The following is a 17834-nucleotide window of genomic DNA, read 5'->3' as shown; positions in this document are numbered from 1 at the left end:
CCGACCAGCCGCCCCAATCTTTGGTTAATCTTTCCTTAACACTGCCCCGAAGCCGCCACCTTTCAGGACCACTGGTTGTTCTCAACGAGGAAACAAAAGTTTCCCGCCACTACGAGCAGTCAGGATTTGGGGCAGGCATCATGCCAACGGCAACCGAACTAAATATCGATACCACAGCCACGGCCGCGCAAATGGCCGAGGAAATCTTTGGTGATCCCACGCGGATCGTTGATGCTGAATACAACGGCGACAACCTGTCTTCCGGAATTTACACCGGAGCAGACACCACATCCGCCGGAGTTGCCCCCGCAGACAGCGGCGTGATCCTCTCCACCGGTCACGTGGAAGACTTCACAAACGACAGCGGCACCACCAACACCAACGTGCGTGGAAACACCTCCACGAACACGACGGGTGAAAACAACAACGCGCTTTTCAACGACGTCGCGGGAACAAGCACCTTTGACGCATCATACATGGTCATCGACTTCAACGGCTCCGCCGGCGAAATGCTGACCATCGATTTCGTGCTCTCATCGGAAGAATACCCGGAGTACCTGTCCTACAACGACGCTATTGGCGTTTGGGTCAACGGGGTCGAAGCCCAGATTTCCGTCGGTGACGGCACCGCCACCATTGGCAACATCAACGACGCCAACGAAAACATTTACAACGACAACTCAAACGACGAATTCAACACCGAAATGGACGGCTTTACGATCACCCTGACGTTCGTTGCGCCGCTACAGGACGGTGTAAATGAGCTGATTATCGGCATCGCGGATGCGCAGGACAGCAGCTATGACTCCAATTTGCTGATCGCAGGCGGGTCCGTACAAACAGCCATCGTTGCCCAGGATGATGCGGTTTCGATCAAATACGGCGGAACAAAAAATCTCAATGTTCTGGACAACGACAACTCGACCGCAGGCCCTACCCTGACAATCACACATATCAATGGCGTCGCCGTCAGCGCAGATGGAAGCGGCGGGTTGCCAAACAGCGTCACGCTGTCGACAGGACAAGTCGTGACACTGAATGCCGATGGAACCCTCACCATCGACGCCGACACGGACAACGAAACCGTCTACTTCAACTACACAATCGAAGACGAGGACGGGAATACCGACACGGCGCTTGTCGAAATTGAACAGCATCCCCCCTGTTTTACTGCAGGCACGCTGATACGCACGTCGGACGGCGACGTACCAGTCGAGCATCTGCGGCGCGGAATGCTGCTGCAAACCCTCGATCATGGCCTGCAACCAATTGAATGGATTGGCAGTTCCCGCATGGCGCCTCGTTTTGACTCACTGCCCATCCGCATCAAGGCCGGTGTTCTGGACAACGAGCGCGACCTGATCGTCTCCCCGCAACACCGCGTCCTTCTGACCGGTGCCCGCGCAGAGTTGCTCTTTGGCAGCGACGAAGTTCTCGTCAAGGCCAAGCATCTGGTGAACGAGCGTGACGTCCTGCGCTGTCCGACAGACGAGACCATCACCTACTTCCACATCCTGCTTCCGCAGCACGAGCTGGTGTTCTCCGAAGGTCAATGGAGCGAAAGCTTCATGCCCGGACCGATGACCCGCCACAGCTTTGATCCGTTTGCAAACCGATCACTGCGCGTGATCATGTCCAAGCGCGGTGTCGACACGCAAGACGTATCAGCACGTCCCAGTCTGCGCAGCTTCGAAGCCGCCGCGCTTTTGGCCGCTTAATGCATTGAAAGGCCCGCATCCTGCGCGATGCTGCTCTTTTCTTTGGAGGCTTCCGCAGCAGGATGGAGCACAAGCACCATCATCCGTCTCAAACCGGACTCAAGCGGCCGGTTCGCTGGTCTTTGCGGGGCGCGACGAATGGCACCGGCCTCCCGCCCTGCCCGAGCAGAGCGGGAAGCCGGCTACGATCATTCCGCCGCCACCTTCTTGGCGCCAAGCATCTCCTTGAGATAACGCCCGGTATGACTGCGTTCTACTTCGGCCACCTCTTCAGGCGTGCCAACCGCAACCACTTCTCCGCCACCATCGCCCCCTTCAGGGCCAATATCGATAATGTGGTCGGCCGTCTTAACCACGTCCAGATTGTGCTCGATCACCACAACCGAATTGCCCTGATCCACAAGTTCGTGCAGCACATCGAGCAGCTTGCGAACATCCTCGAAATGCAAACCCGTTGTCGGCTCGTCCAGAATGTAGAGCGTCCGCCCCGTCGAGCGTTTCGCGAGTTCCTTGGACAGTTTCACCCGCTGCGCTTCACCGCCTGACAGCGTCGTTGCCTGCTGACCCACCTTGATGTAGCCAAGCCCGACACGCATGAGAGCGTCCATCTTGTCCCGAATGCTGGGAACTGCCTTGAAGAACTCCTGAGCCTCCTCGACGGTCATATCAAGAACGTCGGCTATGCTCTTGCCTTTAAACTTGATTTCCAGAGTTTCGCGATTGTACCGAGCGCCTTTACAGGTTTCGCACTCCACGTAGACATCCGGCAAGAAGTGCATCTCGATCTTGATCACACCGTCGCCTTGGCACGCTTCGCAACGCCCCCCTTTGACGTTGAAGCTGAAGCGCCCCGGTTTGTAGCCACGCGCCTTTGCCTCGGGTAAACCGGCAAACCAGTCCCGAATTGGAGTAAAGGCGCCTGTGTAAGTCGCGGGGTTGGACCGCGGTGTCCGCCCGATTGGTCGCTGGTCGATGTCGATGACCTTGTCCAGATGCTCCAGCCCCCGGATGGTTTCACAGGGTGCTGGCGTCTGCCGCGCTCCGTTGAGCCGCATAGAGGCTGTCTTGAACAGCGTTTCAATCGTCAGAGTCGACTTGCCGCCTCCTGACACGCCGGTCACGCAAACAAATTTGCCCAGCGGGAATTTGGCACTCACCTTTTTCAGGTTGTTGCCCGTGGCCTTCACCACTTCGACAGATTTCCCATTGCCCTCTCGCCGCTCTGCAGGCACTGCAATTTCCCGCGCGCCGCTCAGGTATTGCCCGGTCATTGACGCCGGATCAGCGGCAATTTCCTCGGGCTTGCCCTTTGACACCACTTGGCCACCGTGCACACCGGCACCCGGACCGATGTCGAAGACATAATCCGCCTCGCGGATCGCCTCCTCATCGTGCTCCACGACAATAACGGTGTTGCCCTGATCCCGCAGGTTTTTCAGCGTTGTCAGCAGCCGCCCGTTGTCGCGTTGATGCAATCCAATCGAGGGCTCGTCGAGCACATATAGCACGCCTGTCAGGCCAGAGCCGATCTGGCTCGCCAGACGAATACGCTGACTCTCGCCACCCGAAAGCGTTCCACTGTTCCGGCTAAGTGTCAGATACTCCAGCCCCACGTTGTTGAGGAACCCGAGCCGCTCACGGATTTCCTTCACAATCGCGCGTGCGATTTCCTGTTTTTGCGGTGTCAGATGGTTCGGCACATCCTCGATCCACGCGAGCGCCTCGCGAATGGATTTCTCTACCACCTGCCCAACGTGCAAACCGGCGATTTTCACAGCCAGCGCTTCTGGCCGCAAACGATAGCCCTCGCAAGTCCCGCAGGGTCGGTTGTTCTGGTACCGTTCGAATTCCTCTCGGATCCAGCTGCTGTCCGTCTCGCGGTAACGGCGCTCCATATTCGGGATCACACCTTCGAAAACGCGGGTTACCTGATAAACCCGTCCGCCTTCATCGTAGCGGAATTCGATCTCTTCCTCGCCTGAGCCATAAAGGAACACCTGCTGCACCTTCTTGGGCAGCTGCTTCCAAGGCGTGTTCTTGTCAAACTCGTAGTGTTTGGCAATCGCTTCAATCGTTTGCAGGAAATATGGAGACTTGCCTTTTCGCCAAGGCGCCAGCGCCCCGTCATAGACCTTCAAGGTTACATCCGGCACAACCAGCCGTTCGTCAAAGAAAAGCTCCACACCAAGCCCGTCGCAATCCGGACAGGCTCCGAAAGGCGCGTTGAACGAAAACATACGTGGCTCGATCTCGGGAATCGTGAACCCGCTGACCGGACAGGCAAAGTTCTCCGAGAATGTGATCCTTTCCGGATCGCCTTCCTTCGGCGCAGTCTCCAGAACCGAAATCCCGTCTGCCAGATCAAGAGCTGTGCGCAAACTGTCCGCCAGGCGCGTCTCCACGCCTTCCCGCACTACGATGCGGTCAACGACGACATCGATGTCATGACGGAACTTCTTGTCCAGTGTCGGCGGCTCGTCCAGTTCATAGAAAGCACCGTCCACCTTAACGCGCTGAAACCCCTGCTTGCGCAATTCAAGGAATTCCTTGCGATACTCACCTTTTCTGTCACGCACAATCGGCGCAAGGAGGTAGGCACGGGTGCCTTCTTCCATTTCCATGATCCGGTCGACCATGTCCTGCACCTGCTGCGCCTCGATCGGCAGGCCGGTGGCCGGAGAGTATGGCGTCCCTGCTCTCGCGAACAGCAAACGCAGGTAGTCATAGATCTCGGTCACCGTGCCAACGGTCGAACGGGGGTTCTTCGATGTGGTTTTTTGCTCGATGGAAATCGCGGGACTCAAGCCGCTGATGTGATCCACGTCCGGCTTTTCCATCATATCGAGGAACTGCCGCGCATAAGCCGACAGGCTTTCGACATAGCGGCGCTGCCCCTCAGCATAAATTGTGTCGAACGCCAGCGACGACTTGCCAGAGCCTGAAAGTCCGGTAATTACCACCAGCTCGTCGCGTGGAATATCCACATCGATCGACTTCAGGTTATGCTCGCGCGCGCCGCGCACCTCGATATTCTTCAGCTCGGCCATTCAAACCCCCAACGGATACAGCACAAGACATAGGGCAGCCGGCGAAAACTGCCAACCAGATATTGCGAACATAGAGAGAACATTTTATTTCGCCAAGCCCGTTTTGGCACTGGCTTGGCGTTGCGTTCCGAATTTCATTGCCGCGTCAGAAGATTACGAAGCGTCGGCCAAATCAGATGTGCATTGTCACGTCCGCGTGTTCAAATATCGATCTGAAACGCACCGACGCGTTGCCGACGTAAAACCGATGTTTGGCAGCGGTCAAATGTGGATCACACGATCAAATGCATCAAGCACACTCTCATGCATCATTTCGCTGAGCGTCGGATGCGGGAAGACTGTCTCCATAAGCTCGGCCTCCGTGGTCTCAAGCTGGCGACCAACCACGTAGCCCTGTATGAGTTCGGTCACTTCCGCTCCAACCATATGCGCCCCCAGAAGCTCACCGGTCTTGGCGTCAAACACGGTTTTTACAAGCCCTTCGGGTTCTCCCAGCGCAATTGCCTTGCCATTGCCGATGAACGGGAACCGACCGACTTTGACGTCGTGCCCTGCCTCCTTTGCCTTGGCCTCGGTCATCCCGACACTGGCAACCTGTGGGTGGCAATAGGTACAGCCGGCAATGCTGCCCGGTTTGATCGGATGCGGCTTTCCGCCTGCGATAAGTTCAGCAACCATAACACCTTCATGGCTTGCCTTGTGCGCCAACCACGGCGCGCCCGCGATGTCGCCAATTGCGTACAATCCATCAACACCAGTGCGGCAGTACTCGTCCGTGACCACATGCGTTCTGTCGATGTTCACCCCCAGAGCCTCAAGCCCGAGGTTTTCAACATTCCCGACAATGCCAACCGCAGAAATCACCGTATCAAATTCATGGGTTTCAACCTTGCCACCCGTCTCGATATGCGCGGTCACTTTTCCTTTGGCACGATCCAGCTTCTTAACCATGGCTTGCTCCATGATCTTCATGCCCTGTTTTACAAATTTCTTTTTTGCAAAAGCACTTATCTCTTCATCTTCAACCGGCAGAACACGATCCATGACCTCGACAACGGTGGTGTCCGCACCAAGTGTGTTAAAGAAGCTCGCAAATTCGATTCCGATCGCTCCAGAGCCAATCACCAGAAGTTTCTTGGGCATGCGCGGCGGTTGAAGCGCGTGGCGATACGTCCAAACAAGATCTCCATCTGCTTCCAGCCCGGGGAGCTCGCGCGCCCGCGCGCCTGTCGCGAGAATGATGTTCTTGGCCGTCAGTTCCTCGGTGCCTTGTTCGGTCTTCACCGACACCTTGCCCTTCGCCGGAATACTGGCTTCCCCCATCACAACCGTGACTTTGTTTTTTTTCATCAGAAAGCCCACGCCACCGCTCAACTGCTTGGCGACAGCCCGCGAACGGCTGACCACGGCATCGATGTCGTATCCAATTTTGTCCGCCGACAAGCCAAACTCACTGGCCCGCTCCATCAGATGGAAAACCTCGGCAGAACGCAGCAGGGCCTTCGTCGGAATACAGCCCCAGTTTAGGCAAATACCCCCAAGGTTTTCACGCTCGACAATGGCCACTTTCTGACCCAGTTGCGCTGCGCGAATGGCGGCGACATAGCCCCCTGGACCCGATCCGATCACGATAACGTCGAAACTGCTGGCAGCCATCTGCGTCTCCTCCTGCGGTGTTATCGCTGACACTAGATTACTTGTGTGGCCACTTCAACGCGCCGCTTCCGTGATTTCCGCTGGCAATTGAACGCCCTGCGCATCATCCTGCGCTCAAAGCGAAAATTGCGGGAGGCCCGTCATGAAAACCGTAAAAGACCTGCTGCTGGCACTACTGAATGCAACGCTGATCCTTGTGGCTCTGTGCCTGTTTCTGTTGTGGCAAGTGTCACGCAGCGGAGAGCGGATCGCGGCAAGCTTTGCACAGAGTCTGACACAACTTAACCCTGTCGAACAAAGTGTGGATGGTCTCCGCGAAGAAGTTGTGACCCTGCGCAATGACCTGCGCTCCCTTACCGAGGGATCAGCCGAACTTTCGGAAGCTGCAGTAGCCCGTTTTGAAGTCGGCGCTAGCCGTCTGGACCGCGCCCTGTCCAATATCGAAGGCGAGATGGCCAAGCTTGCGGCTACGCCGGAGAACTTGACGGACTATGCGATAGACCGAACTGCAGAGCGTGTCTCAAAGGAACTGCAAGCGCTTATGCAGTGCCGCCAACCGGATGCCTGATCAGGCGACCGTCGCCTGCATTTCGCGAACCGTGTGCCCGTAGCCACCCTGCGCAACATAGGCCACTTCAACTTCCGTCGAGGCCCGATCCAGCGCGTCATTGCGGTATGGAAAACGCCCAAACTGCCGAATAACCTCGCGATGCGCCTTGGCGTGAAACAGATTGCCCGCTCCGCCTTCCGGCATGCGTTCACAGAACAACCGGATACATTGCTCTTGATCGCACAGGTTCTCCGAATGCATCAGCGGCATATAGAAAAACTGACGCGCTGGTTCGTCGATCTTGAGATCCCATTTCTTTGAAATCGCCGCCTTGGCTGCCGCAACTGCTTGCCGATCCGTGGCAAAGGCCCTGCCTGACCCCCGAAACATGTTTCGCGGAAACTGGTCCGTCAGGATCAGGTAAGCCAATGTACCAGACGGATACGTAAGCCATTGCCCCATTCCGCCTGATTTGGCCAACTCCCAGGTATCCATGAACCTTTGGCGGATGGTTTCATCCAAATCCTCAGATACCGCATACCATCCTTCTGGCCCGACCTCATCAAGCCAAAACGCAAGCACTTCCTCGGGCTTAATCATGCCCTTCTCCTTTGCTCTGCACTCTCCCCACAGGAGGCATCGTTACAAAAATGTTAAACTCAGGTTACGGAGAAAAAACAGTCACAAATTGCGACATGGCGTCATTCACCGCGATCACTGTGTCGCTTTCAGACTTATCTGGGGAGTTGGGCGAATATTCCAAGCGCACGAAAACTGCCTGCGCGGACAGTCGCCGACACGCTGAAAAAAATCAGCCAAGTGCTTTTCTGATGAGTTTTTCGCCAAGAATATTGTGGCGGATCAAGCGGCTATTGAAATGCACCATCACCTCATTGCCACCTTCCGGCCGAGAGGCGCTATAGCCAAAAGTGGCGCAATCCTTGGCGGCGGCTATCCGCACAGCTTGCCAGGACTCTTTGTCATAGAAAGCAGCAAAATCACGCGCAGTTTGGGGACGATCGTTGCCGCGCTCCCGCAACTCCGAGATGTCGATCTTCTTCGGCAGTTCCATTTGGCGAGACAGCTTGCGCAAACCTTCTGCCAGTCGATCATACCGGATCACATGGTCCACAATCGGAAAGCCACGCCAATAGAGCGACCCCGTTGTGTCAAAAATCGAGCCCCGTTCGTCAAACAGAAACGCACCGCTTGTGATCCATTCTCGAAATGCCACAACCTGCTCGGATTGCGGCTTTTCTGCCAAAAGCCTGTTACGGTGAAAAAACATCGAAACGGCGCGATCCCATGGGTTTCGAACCACCGAATAAAAACGGTAGTCCACGACCTCTTCCCCGTATTTGCTCATGACCTGAGCCACGTTGTAATGCGGCGGCTGGCTGACAATCTCGCTTTTGTCGCTGTGCGCCCGCAAAACATTCATCATTGCTATTTCGGTGCTGGTTCCACCCACCTTCATCGGACGGATGAAAACGAACTTGAATTTGTGGGAAATGATCATGCCAATCGCCGCGTAATTTCGCGATGATCATGGAACAGCATCTCCTAACTTTCAATGAAAGCGCCTTTTTGAAGTCCGCCTCTACGCGTTGGCGGCAGCCTCTTCTTGCTCTTCTTCCAGCGCATATTCGATTGCAACCTCCTGAGCGACTTCAACAGCCACCGGCGACGCCGTAGGCATAACTGCCGCGTAGGTACCGGTATCTTCCACCGCGGGGGCCGAACGGCGCGTTGTCCTGTATCCGGCGTATCCGCCCAAAAGTGCCAGTAGCAACGTGAGATAGATGAAAAAACCTTGCGGCCCGACAACATCCATCGACCAACCGATAATGATCGGGCCAGCAATCGCTCCGACCCCGTTTACAAAGACCAGACCGCCAGAAGCCGCGGCCATGTCCTCATACTCGAGGAAGTCATTTGTATGCGCGATCAGGAGGGAATACAGCGGGTTCGAAAACCCGCCGATGGCAAAGGCAGAAAGCAACAACATTGCAAAGCTTTCACCCGCAAAATAGCCAAGCACCGCGCCGATCGCCCCTACAAAACTGACCACCATAATCAACACACGCCGGTCCATACGATCGCTGATCCAGCCAAGCGGATACTGGCACACCGTTGCTCCCACATAAAACGTCGCGATAAACAGGGACAGTTCGCTGACACTCAGACCCGCACGGGTAGCATATACAGCCGACATACCAAATTGCGCCGAAAACACGCCCCCCATCAGGAACATGCCTGCAACACCGAGCGGAGAGTGATTGACCAACTCGCGCATGGTCATGGGTTTGGTTGTGTCAAACGCCGGCGTGGGCGAAATCGAAAGAAGAATGGGAGCAAAACTGATTGAAACCAGAACCGAGGGAATGACAAAGAGCACAAACCCCGAAGGATCTGGCAATGTCACAAGCCCCTGCGCGGTTACGATCCCGATCATTTGCACCATCATGTAAAGTGATAGCGCTTTCCCGCGCGTTTCATTGCTCGCAGCATTGTTGAGCCAACTCTCCGCTGTCACATAAACACCGGAGAAACAGAACCCGATCAGAACACGACCCAGCACCCAGGCAACCGGATGCTCAAATGTCGGGTACATAATCAAAACCGCTGAAATAAACGACGCCAGCGCCGCAAAGACCCGTACATGGCCGACACGACGGATCATTTCCGGCGTCATCCTTGACCCGCCGAGAAAGCCCACAAAATAGGCTGACATTATGGTCGACATTTCGAATGTGGAGAATCCCGCCGCCTCACCCCGGATACCCAGAAGCGTGCCGTGCATGCCGTTGCCAATCATCAACAGCATCATGCCAAGCAAAAGCGCCCATGCACTCTTGAAAAACTCGACCATGACGAAACCCTCTCACGTTTCTGCAAGGTTGCAAGCAATGCGATTCATATTCGCACTTGTTCGCGACAGGCCTGTGTCGTTTTGCGGCCCGGTCTACATCGGTCAGTCCCTTTTCAGGGGATCAACAGCGACGCGTCTCCGTATGAAAAGAACCGGTATTCTTCGGCCACAGCATGAGTATAGACCTCGCGAATACGGTCCTGCCCAACCAAAGCGCTCACAAGCATCATCAATGTTGATTTCGGCAAATGGAAATTGGTCATCAGCGCGTCCGCAACATGAAACTGGAACCCGGGATAAATGAAGATATCTGTCTTGCCTTCCCACGGTGCAATCGCACCTTCGCGGGCTGCACTCTCGATCAGTCGAAGTGCTGTCGTCCCCACAGGGATCACACGACCACCCGAAGCCTTGGTCGCCGCGATTTCATCTGCAGCCTGCGGTGTCACCCGCCCCCATTCGGCGTGCATCTTGTGTTCTTTGACGTTGTCCACTTTTACGGGAAGAAACGTGCCCGCTCCAACGTGCAGCGTCACATGCGTAAAGCCGACACCCTTTTGCGACAACCTGTGAAGAAGGGCCTCATCAAAGTGCAGCGACGCCGTGGGCGCGGCCACCGCACCGGAGTGTTTCGCCCAAACGGTTTGGTAGTCGGTTTTGTCCTTGTCGTCAGCCGCGCGCTTCGCAGCGATATATGGCGGCAAAGGCATATTCCCTGCCGCATCCAACGCAGCATCGAAATCCTCACCTTCAAGATCAAATGAAATGACGCCCTGTCCCTCTGACTTGGACGTCAGCGTTCCCTTCAACCCCGCAGCAAAGATAATCTCTTCACCTTCGCGGATCTTTTTTAGCGGCTTAACCAAGGCTGCCCAGGCACCGCCCGCACGCGGTTCCAGCAAGGTGACTTCCATTTTCGCCTGCGTCTCACCCTCCGGTCCGGACCGCACGCGATACCCCATCAATCGTGCCGGTATGACCTTCGTGTCGTTCAACACAAGCCTATCTCCGGGACGCAGCCAATCCACGAGGTCGGTAACCACACCATCGGTGATTTTGTCGGCTTCGCTCACAAGCAGGCGCGCCGACGATCGTGGCTCCGCAGGCCGAGTCGCTATCAACGCGTCGGGCAATTCAAAATCAAAATCGGAAAGCTGCATGCTCAGTTGCTCAGGTCAGGGGGCGGGCGCCGAAAAATCTCACGAAAGAAACCGGGCGTCAGCGCGGACAGCGGGTTGACGAAAATCTCAGGATTCTTAGCCGGCCCTTTTAGTTGATAGTTGAAGCCAATCAACCCCTCGCCGCGCTTCGAGATCGGGCGCCCGATCACATTGACCGCATAAATCGGCGACAGCACGCCCTGAATATCCAACGCATTCTGTTCTGTGTAAAATAGCCCGTCCGCAGACACCCCCATAGACGCGCCAACCGCGCTGGCTTCGCCAATCACGATCTGCCCAGGCGCCATCTTGAATTTGGAATAGACCTCATTGAACAAAAGTCCCGGTCCGTTGAGTTGCTCCAGCAGTCCAACCACGCTGACCGCGTTCAGCAACTCGGCAAACGCTGGTAAATTCTGGATCTTGATATTGGCAATGTTCAACACGCCGTCGTAAACGCCCTTCGGCCCGCGCGGCGTCAGGTTCAGACGCAAATCCCCCTTTTCTGCTTTTGCCACAAGACCCATTGTCTGCACCACAGAACCGGCATTGGGGGATGTCACTTCAACCGCCGTTCCGTTCGGGTGCGGAGTCAAAGTGCCGAACATCGGTGCTCGGCCTCCCAGAGCGCCTTCAAACGTTCCGCTCAATCCACCTTGGGTGTCCAGCGAAACCCGCGTGCTCTGGACCACAATGCTTTCGGTGATCGTCACCCGATCAAGGGTGCCCGTGATTGGCCCGCCTTGCGCCTGCCCGCCGCCCCGTCCGCCAAAGTCGGGCATGTATCGCATGTCAAACCGGCCACTGCGCAATTCCACCGCAGGCATGACGCCCTTGCCCCGCCCCCGCAAACGCACCGCCCCAGACAACCACCGGCCGACTCTGAAGTCTGGTATGTCCACCACGCCGAGTTCACCGTTCTCAAGGAGCGACACCGTACCCGCCGCCGTCAGCCCCGGCGCTGTCAGGCTAATGAGATCGACACTTGGCCGCTCGCCCAGCGTCATCTCAAGCTTCAACTCACCTTCCGTTGCGGCCGGTTTGCGCCATCCCAACGGTTGCGCAGCTACCTCGAGCCCGATCAGATCAGAAGTCATCTTCAAAGACGGTGCACTACCCGACTTCAGAAGCACCTGAAAATCCGCAGGTGCATCACCACTGACTGTGCGCGGAGGAAGGTCTACTTCAAACTCGTCCAAAGCCGCCTGATTGAGCATCATCCGGCCGACAACCTGGCTTTCCCCTGGGCCGCCCTGCCCCGGCTTGCCAAGTTTGCTGCGCCAGCTTGCGGTAACCGGAACATCCCCAACAGAACCCGGCCCAAAAATCTCTACGGCCTCGTTGGTTGCGGTAAGGCGAAGATCACCTTGCAACCGCTTGCCCTCGATCAGTTTGGTGCTGTCGACCAAAAGTAGCTTACCGCTTACATCAAAGGCAACTTCCTCGGGTGGCAATTTGGGCTTCATTGTGAAATTCAGACGCCCCTTCGCCTCTACCCGTCCCTGCGCGATGTCGACCGGTAAATTGGCTTTGTCAAAGACATGTAATGGCGCGCGGTTCAGCAAAGACGCCGCCGCCTCAATGGAGCCGACCGCTTTCACGTCAGCCTGCCCGGGGGATTGCTTCAACCGTGTGTCCAGAACCACAAAGCTTGAACCGGAAACATCCACGGTACCGCCTTGCTCAGGTGTGATGTAGCCGCGTTCGACCCCAACGTGGAACTTGTTGTCAGTCGCCACGGCAAAGCCTCGCCCGCCTTCAATCGGCGGCATGGTTTTCACAGCCTTGACCACGGCATCCCGAAACTGGAAGTCGGCATATACATCCGGCGTTGCATCCTCGCGGGATCGCAGCGCCAGATTGACGTTGTTCAGTTCGGCCTGATGGACGTTCTCGTCAATCCAGATCCGCAGTTTCGGTTTGAACTGCTCTGGCCAAATTGCCAGAACACGCTCCGGACGCACCGCGTTCATATGCCCGTCCAAAGCGAACTGCCATTTTTCCCGCGCGTCCAATGATCCGCTCAGGTACATCTGCATGTCGCCCTGATTCACCACCAGTTGGCCAAGGGTCAGACTGAATGGATCAAGACGCAGACGAAAATCCGCAAATGAGGTGTCCAATGCAACGGCGCCACCTTCTAGCTGTTCCGGGTTTGCGGCAAACCTGTTCAGTGTAAGTTGCGCCACCAGAGCATTCGGAAATCCTCCGACGAAATCTTCAAGCAATGCATGTCCGGACACTGATGCCTCGATCCAGTCCGCTTTGACGGAAAGCTCGTCAAAGCCGATCCGCCGCGTCTCCGCATTGTAGGTCAAATAGCTGCGCAGGCTCTCAAACGGAATTGGCCGAACGTCTTCGCTGGGCTGCAAAAACCCGTCCACCGCACTGATCGTCGCGTTGATGGCGCCGAGGTTGCCCTGATCGTCGATCTCCGCCCGCATCGCGCCCGAAATCGGCGCGCGCAACACCTCAAGCCAGCTCAAAGCCGCCATCTGTGTTGCAAGTTCCTCCGACGGAGCGTCATCGAATTGCACCGACAACTGTACCGCTTGACTGCCATAGTAGGTAACAAGGCTTCCTTGAAGCGTTGTCGCGTAACTTCGGCCCCCCAAAAGAGACATGGTTGAGGAAATGGAAATCTCGTCACCGCTTCGACGCAACGCAATACTGCCGCCGTCGATGTTCCACGCCCGTCCGCTCAGCACATCTTCGTAGCGAACATTCACGTCTTCGATTTCAAAAAGAGTCAGAAAGCGAAACCCGGGACGCGCCATAAACGCTTCGATTTCTCCCCCGAGCGTTGCAATGCTGGCATCGCCGCCCAAACCTTCGCCACCTTCCTGACCCAGTGTGACATTCACTGTCCCGTCATTTCGGCGCAAAACACGTAGCGAAACGCCGGACACCCGCACATGACGTGGCGCGATCTGCCGCTCGATCAATGGCTCCATCGCCAGTCGCATGTCGACCTGCTCGAACCGGATTCCACTGCCACCCTCCTTCGGGCGCATCACCAGTCCGCCAACGCGAATACGGGGATCCCAGTTTTCCTCAATGACCAGAGATACGTCGCTCAGCGTGACGTCTACGGCGCTTAGTTGTTGATCCAACGTCCGTTCCACGCGGTCACGTGCCCATTCGGGAAACACCACTGGCCCACCGGAAAATGCTGCAAACAGAATCGCAGCGACAGCAGCGGGCACCAACATCGCCACCAACAGCACGATCCCAAAACCCCTTGCCCGACGCGCACCACGTCGACGGGGCTTGGTTTCTTCCGCCATATCTTCGGACTCTTCGGTCAGGGTTGATGCCTCAGGTTGGTCTGTTATCGGTTGCCCACCGTATGCGATCATATACCGTAACCGCGCCTGACCCAAGAAGTGAGACTATGTCCGACACACTGAAAATCGCCCCCGACTTCACCCTCCCGTCCACTGGCGGAGAAGACGTAACTCTGTCCGCGCTTCGGCCTGCACCCGTCATTCTGTTCTTCTATCCGCGCGACAACACATCTGGCTGCACCAAAGAATCTATCGCGTTCTCCGGACTGCTGCCGGACTTCGAGGCCGCAGGTGCCCGCGTTTTCGGAATCTCAAAAGACAGCATGTCCAGCCACGACAAATTTGTAAGTAAACAAAATCTGACCGTGCCGCTCTTGTCGGATGAACACGGCTCGGTGTGTGAGGACTACGGCGTATGGGCCGAGAAAAAGATGTACGGCAAAACCTTCATGGGGATAGTCCGTTCCACTTTCCTGATTGATGCAGATGGCAACATCGCCCGCCACTGGCCAAAAGTGAAAGTCGACGGTCACGCCGAGGAGGTTCTGGAAGCGCTCAAATCGCTCTGATAGAGCGGTGCCATGACCAAGACCCTTTCACAAATGGCCGTCGAGGTGCTTACCACCGCCGACGGCCGCGCCAAAACAGCGCTGTCCCATGCACATGCTGCAACATGGTTTGCGAGCCGTGACGCAGGTACTCCATTACCCATTGGCGACACCAAACCGCCTCTTCGTCCGTCGCGGCCGGAAAAGCCGGAGCTTCTCGATCCGCGGGAGGTTCCCCGACGCCGCCCCGGTAGCGAACAGGGTCGCCTCGCCATGCTGCACGCGGTTGGGCACATCGAACTCAACGCGGTTGACCTTCACTGGGACATAATCGCGCGCTTCACCCACATTGAAATGCCTTTGGGGTTTTACGATGACTGGGTTAAATCCGCGGACGAAGAATCCAAACATTTCAACTTGATATGCGACAGCCTTGAAGCCAAGGGCAGCTATTATGGCGCGTTGCCGGCTCACGCAGGCATGTGGCGAGCCGCTGAAGATACAGCCGACGATTTTCTAGGTCGTCTTGCTGTCGTACCCATGGTTTTGGAAGCACGCGGCCTCGACGTGACCCCCGGCATGATCAAAATTTTCCAGCAGGCCAAGGACCAGCAAACTCTCGACGCTTTGGAAATCATCTACGCCGAAGAAGTTGGCCATGTGGCTTATGGTTCCAAATGGTTCAACTTCCTTTGCGGCCGACATGCGCTTGACCCCAAAGCCACCTTCCACGACCTCGTTCAACGCTATTTCCACGGCGCCTTGAAACCGCCGTTCAACGAAGAAAAACGCGCAGATGCGGGTTTGCCACCGGATTTCTATTGGCCCCTGTCGGATCAGGAACCGCCGGCCTACGCCCGCTGACGGATCGCTCCATCGGCGGGTTTCCGCGCATCTCGGCGCCGTGATTGTACGTGACGGACCCACGCGGGCAAAAACCTTGCCCGACGCCCGCGTGTTGGCTAAACCCTTGGCGCGGGCGCCCAAGTAACAAAAACAACAGCGCTCTCGATGGGGAAGAATAAGGAAGACAACCGGTGAGAACACGCCTTGCCATCCGCATGCACGCCATTCTGGAACGTCATTTTCCGGAACGCCGTTTGTTCCTGCGCTCGGACAACGACACACGCTTTATCCGTCTCAAACCAAGTACACAGCTTTTCGCCTTCGTGGGCGGGTCCGCCATAGTGGCGTGGACCATTGTCGCGACCGCGATCCTTCTCATGGATTCAATAGGTTCCGGCAACTTCCGCGAACAGGCTCGCCGCGATCAGCAGACCTATGAATTCCGTCTGAACGCGTTGTCTGACGAACGCGACGCCCGCACCGAGGAAGCCCTTGCCGCGCAGGCCCGTTTCAATACCGCGCTCGAACAGATTTCCGAAATGCAGTCGCAACTTCTGGAAAGCGAAACCCGCCGTCGCGAACTCGAAACGGGGATCGAAGTCATCCAGTCCACACTGCGCCGCACCATGCAGGAACGCGACGTGGCCCGCGCCGAAGCGCGGGAACTCGATCAGGTTCAGACCGAAATTGCGTCAGCCGCAGTTGGGGCCTCCCCCCAAGGCAACGCGATGCTCGATGTGATATCTACAGCACTTGCAGACACCGCAGCCGAGCGTGACCAGGTGATCCGGGATGCGCAGACAGCCCTGAGCCTTGCTGAAGAGATGAAACTCGAACTGGCTCTCATGGAAGAGAAGAATGATCAAATCTTCCGCCAACTCGAAGATGCAATGACCATCTCCGTCGAGCCACTGGAGAAAATGTTCACGTCTGCCGGTCTTTCGACCAAGTCGTTGATGGACGAAGTGAAACGGGGTTACTCCGGTCAAGGCGGCCCGATGATGCCGCTAAGCTTCTCCACCAAGGGCGGCGATCTGACCGCAGAAACACTGCGCGCCAATCGTCTTTTGGATCAACTCGATCAGTTGAACATGTACCGCATCGCGGCTGAAACCGCGCCATTTGCCAACCCGCTGCAATCGGCCTTCCGTTACACCTCGGGCTTTGGCATGCGCTGGGGACGGATGCACAAAGGCACCGACTTTGCAGCGCCATACGGCACTCCGATCCATGCGACTGCTGACGGCGTTGTCAGCCACGCTGGATGGCTTTCCGGTTACGGTCGCCTGATCAAGGTGAAACACGCCAACGGAATCGAAACCCGTTACGCCCATCTGGCAAAAATCCGCGTGAATGAGGGCCAAAGGGTCTCGCGTGGTGACGTGATTGGTGATATGGGCAACTCTGGACGCTCGACTGGAACGCACCTGCACTACGAAGTGCGCGTCAATGGTCGCGCAGTGAACCCGATGACATTTATCAAGGCTGGACAGAATGTTTTCTAAATCCAAGATCAACGACCCCGCACCGAAAACTGACGATGCGGCGAAACCGGCGGCCAAAGAAGCCTCTGCAGTTCCGCCCGCTCCTGCCAAAGCCAGCGAGTTCAAGTCGAGCGCAGCGCCGAAGGCGAAACCTGCGGCATCGACCCTGTCATCGGATCTGCACATTACCGGCAATCTGCGCACCACTGGTGACATCGTTGTCGAAGGAACCGTCGAAGGCGACATCCGCGCGCACCTTCTGACCGTGGGCGAGAGTGCTACGATCAAAGGCGAAGTTATCGCAGATGACGTTGTCGTGAACGGCCGCATCGTCGGTCGCGTCCGCGGCCTCAAAGTCCGACTGACATCGACCGCACGTGTCGAAGGCGACATCATCCACAAGACCATCGCGATCGAGAGCGGCGCACATTTCGAAGGCTCTGTTCAGCGGCAGGATGACCCGCTGTCTGCTGGCAAAGCTGCGGCCCCCGCAGTCCCACCCGCCGCCGCAGCAAAGCCGGCCAAAGCGGAATAAGCCTATCGGCAATCTGTTTCAAAGGCGTCCCTTCGGGGCGCCTTTTCTTCTTTGGGACACAATTTTTACGATCTGCCAAACCGTTCAAAAACTTCCCCTTTTGCGATTTTGCAAACTGCGCTTACCCTAGC

General features: G+C 56.6%; 13 protein-coding genes. 6 read left to right on the top strand and 7 right to left on the bottom strand.

What is annotated here, in order from left to right; translation table 11 throughout:
- The first annotated feature begins 140 nt into the window (after positions 1-140).
- Complete coding sequence (locus tag BXY66_RS06140; protein ID WP_132859269.1) at positions 141-1718, top strand: Hint domain-containing protein; 1578 nt, start codon at positions 141-143, stop codon at positions 1716-1718.
- Between the two features lie 188 nt (positions 1719-1906).
- Here the strand turns inward: BXY66_RS06140 and uvrA are convergent, their stop codons facing one another.
- Both uvrA and lpdA read right to left on the bottom strand, forming a co-directional pair.
- Positions 1907-4765 carry an excinuclease ABC subunit UvrA gene (uvrA, locus tag BXY66_RS06135; RefSeq protein WP_132859268.1) on the bottom strand — a complete coding sequence of 953 codons (2859 nt, stop codon included), beginning with the start codon at positions 4763-4765 and terminating at the stop codon, positions 1907-1909.
- A 261-nt stretch (positions 4766-5026) separates the two neighbouring features.
- Positions 5027-6421 carry a dihydrolipoyl dehydrogenase gene (gene lpdA, locus BXY66_RS06130; RefSeq protein ID WP_132859267.1) on the bottom strand — a complete coding sequence of 465 codons (1395 nt, stop codon included), beginning with the start codon at positions 6419-6421 and terminating at the stop codon, positions 5027-5029.
- Positions 6422-6563: 142 nt separating this feature from the next.
- Here lpdA and BXY66_RS06125 point away from each other — a divergent pair, with 142 nt between their 5' ends.
- Positions 6564-6989, top strand: a complete 426-nt coding sequence (locus BXY66_RS06125) for a hypothetical protein (protein ID WP_132859266.1) — start codon at positions 6564-6566, stop codon at positions 6987-6989.
- Here the strand turns inward: BXY66_RS06125 and BXY66_RS06120 are convergent, their stop codons facing one another.
- The 5 genes from BXY66_RS06120 to BXY66_RS06100 form a co-directional block, all read right to left on the bottom strand.
- Positions 6990-7571 carry a DUF924 family protein gene (locus BXY66_RS06120; protein ID WP_132859265.1) on the bottom strand — a complete coding sequence of 194 codons (582 nt, stop codon included), beginning with the start codon at positions 7569-7571 and terminating at the stop codon, positions 6990-6992.
- Between the two features lie 211 nt (positions 7572-7782).
- Positions 7783-8490, bottom strand: a complete 708-nt coding sequence (locus BXY66_RS06115) for a sulfotransferase family 2 domain-containing protein (RefSeq protein ID WP_132859264.1) — start codon at positions 8488-8490, stop codon at positions 7783-7785.
- A gap of 81 nt (positions 8491-8571) precedes the next feature.
- Complete coding sequence (locus BXY66_RS06110) at positions 8572-9843, bottom strand: MFS transporter (RefSeq protein WP_132859263.1); 1272 nt, start codon at positions 9841-9843, stop codon at positions 8572-8574.
- A gap of 113 nt (positions 9844-9956) precedes the next feature.
- Complete coding sequence (gene queA, locus BXY66_RS06105; protein WP_132859262.1) at positions 9957-11003, bottom strand: tRNA preQ1(34) S-adenosylmethionine ribosyltransferase-isomerase QueA; 1047 nt, start codon at positions 11001-11003, stop codon at positions 9957-9959.
- A gap of 2 nt (positions 11004-11005) precedes the next feature.
- Positions 11006-14362, bottom strand: coding sequence for a DUF3971 domain-containing protein (locus tag BXY66_RS06100; RefSeq protein ID WP_132859261.1), 3357 nt, complete (start codon positions 14360-14362; stop codon positions 11006-11008).
- Positions 14363-14397: 35 nt separating this feature from the next.
- On the opposite strand from BXY66_RS06100, the gene BXY66_RS06095 reads away from it, so the two are divergent.
- The 4 genes from BXY66_RS06095 (at position 14398) to BXY66_RS06080 (ending at position 17703) form a co-directional block, all read left to right on the top strand.
- Positions 14398-14859: a peroxiredoxin gene (locus BXY66_RS06095; RefSeq protein ID WP_132859260.1), complete on the top strand. Its 462-nt coding sequence runs from the start codon at positions 14398-14400 to the stop codon at positions 14857-14859.
- Between the two features lie 12 nt (positions 14860-14871).
- The gene (locus BXY66_RS06090) at positions 14872-15702 is read left to right on the top strand and encodes a ferritin-like domain-containing protein (RefSeq protein WP_132859259.1); all 831 of its coding nucleotides are present in this window, start codon (positions 14872-14874) and stop codon (positions 15700-15702) included.
- Positions 15703-15875: 173 nt separating this feature from the next.
- Positions 15876-17189 (top strand): M23 family metallopeptidase, encoded by a 1314-nt coding sequence (locus BXY66_RS06085; protein WP_207911291.1) that lies wholly within the window; start codon positions 15876-15878, stop codon positions 17187-17189.
- On the top strand, positions 17179-17703 hold the full coding sequence (locus tag BXY66_RS06080) for a bactofilin family protein (RefSeq protein WP_132859258.1): 525 nt from the start codon (positions 17179-17181) through the stop codon (positions 17701-17703). Before BXY66_RS06085 ends, BXY66_RS06080 begins: the two co-directional genes overlap by 11 nt.
- The last annotated feature ends 131 nt before the right edge of the window (positions 17704-17834 follow it).

Source organism: Shimia isoporae (assembly GCF_004346865.1).
In the GTDB taxonomy this organism is placed as follows: domain Bacteria; phylum Pseudomonadota; class Alphaproteobacteria; order Rhodobacterales; family Rhodobacteraceae; genus Shimia; species Shimia isoporae.
This window is presented reverse-complemented; position numbering and strand designations above follow the sequence as displayed.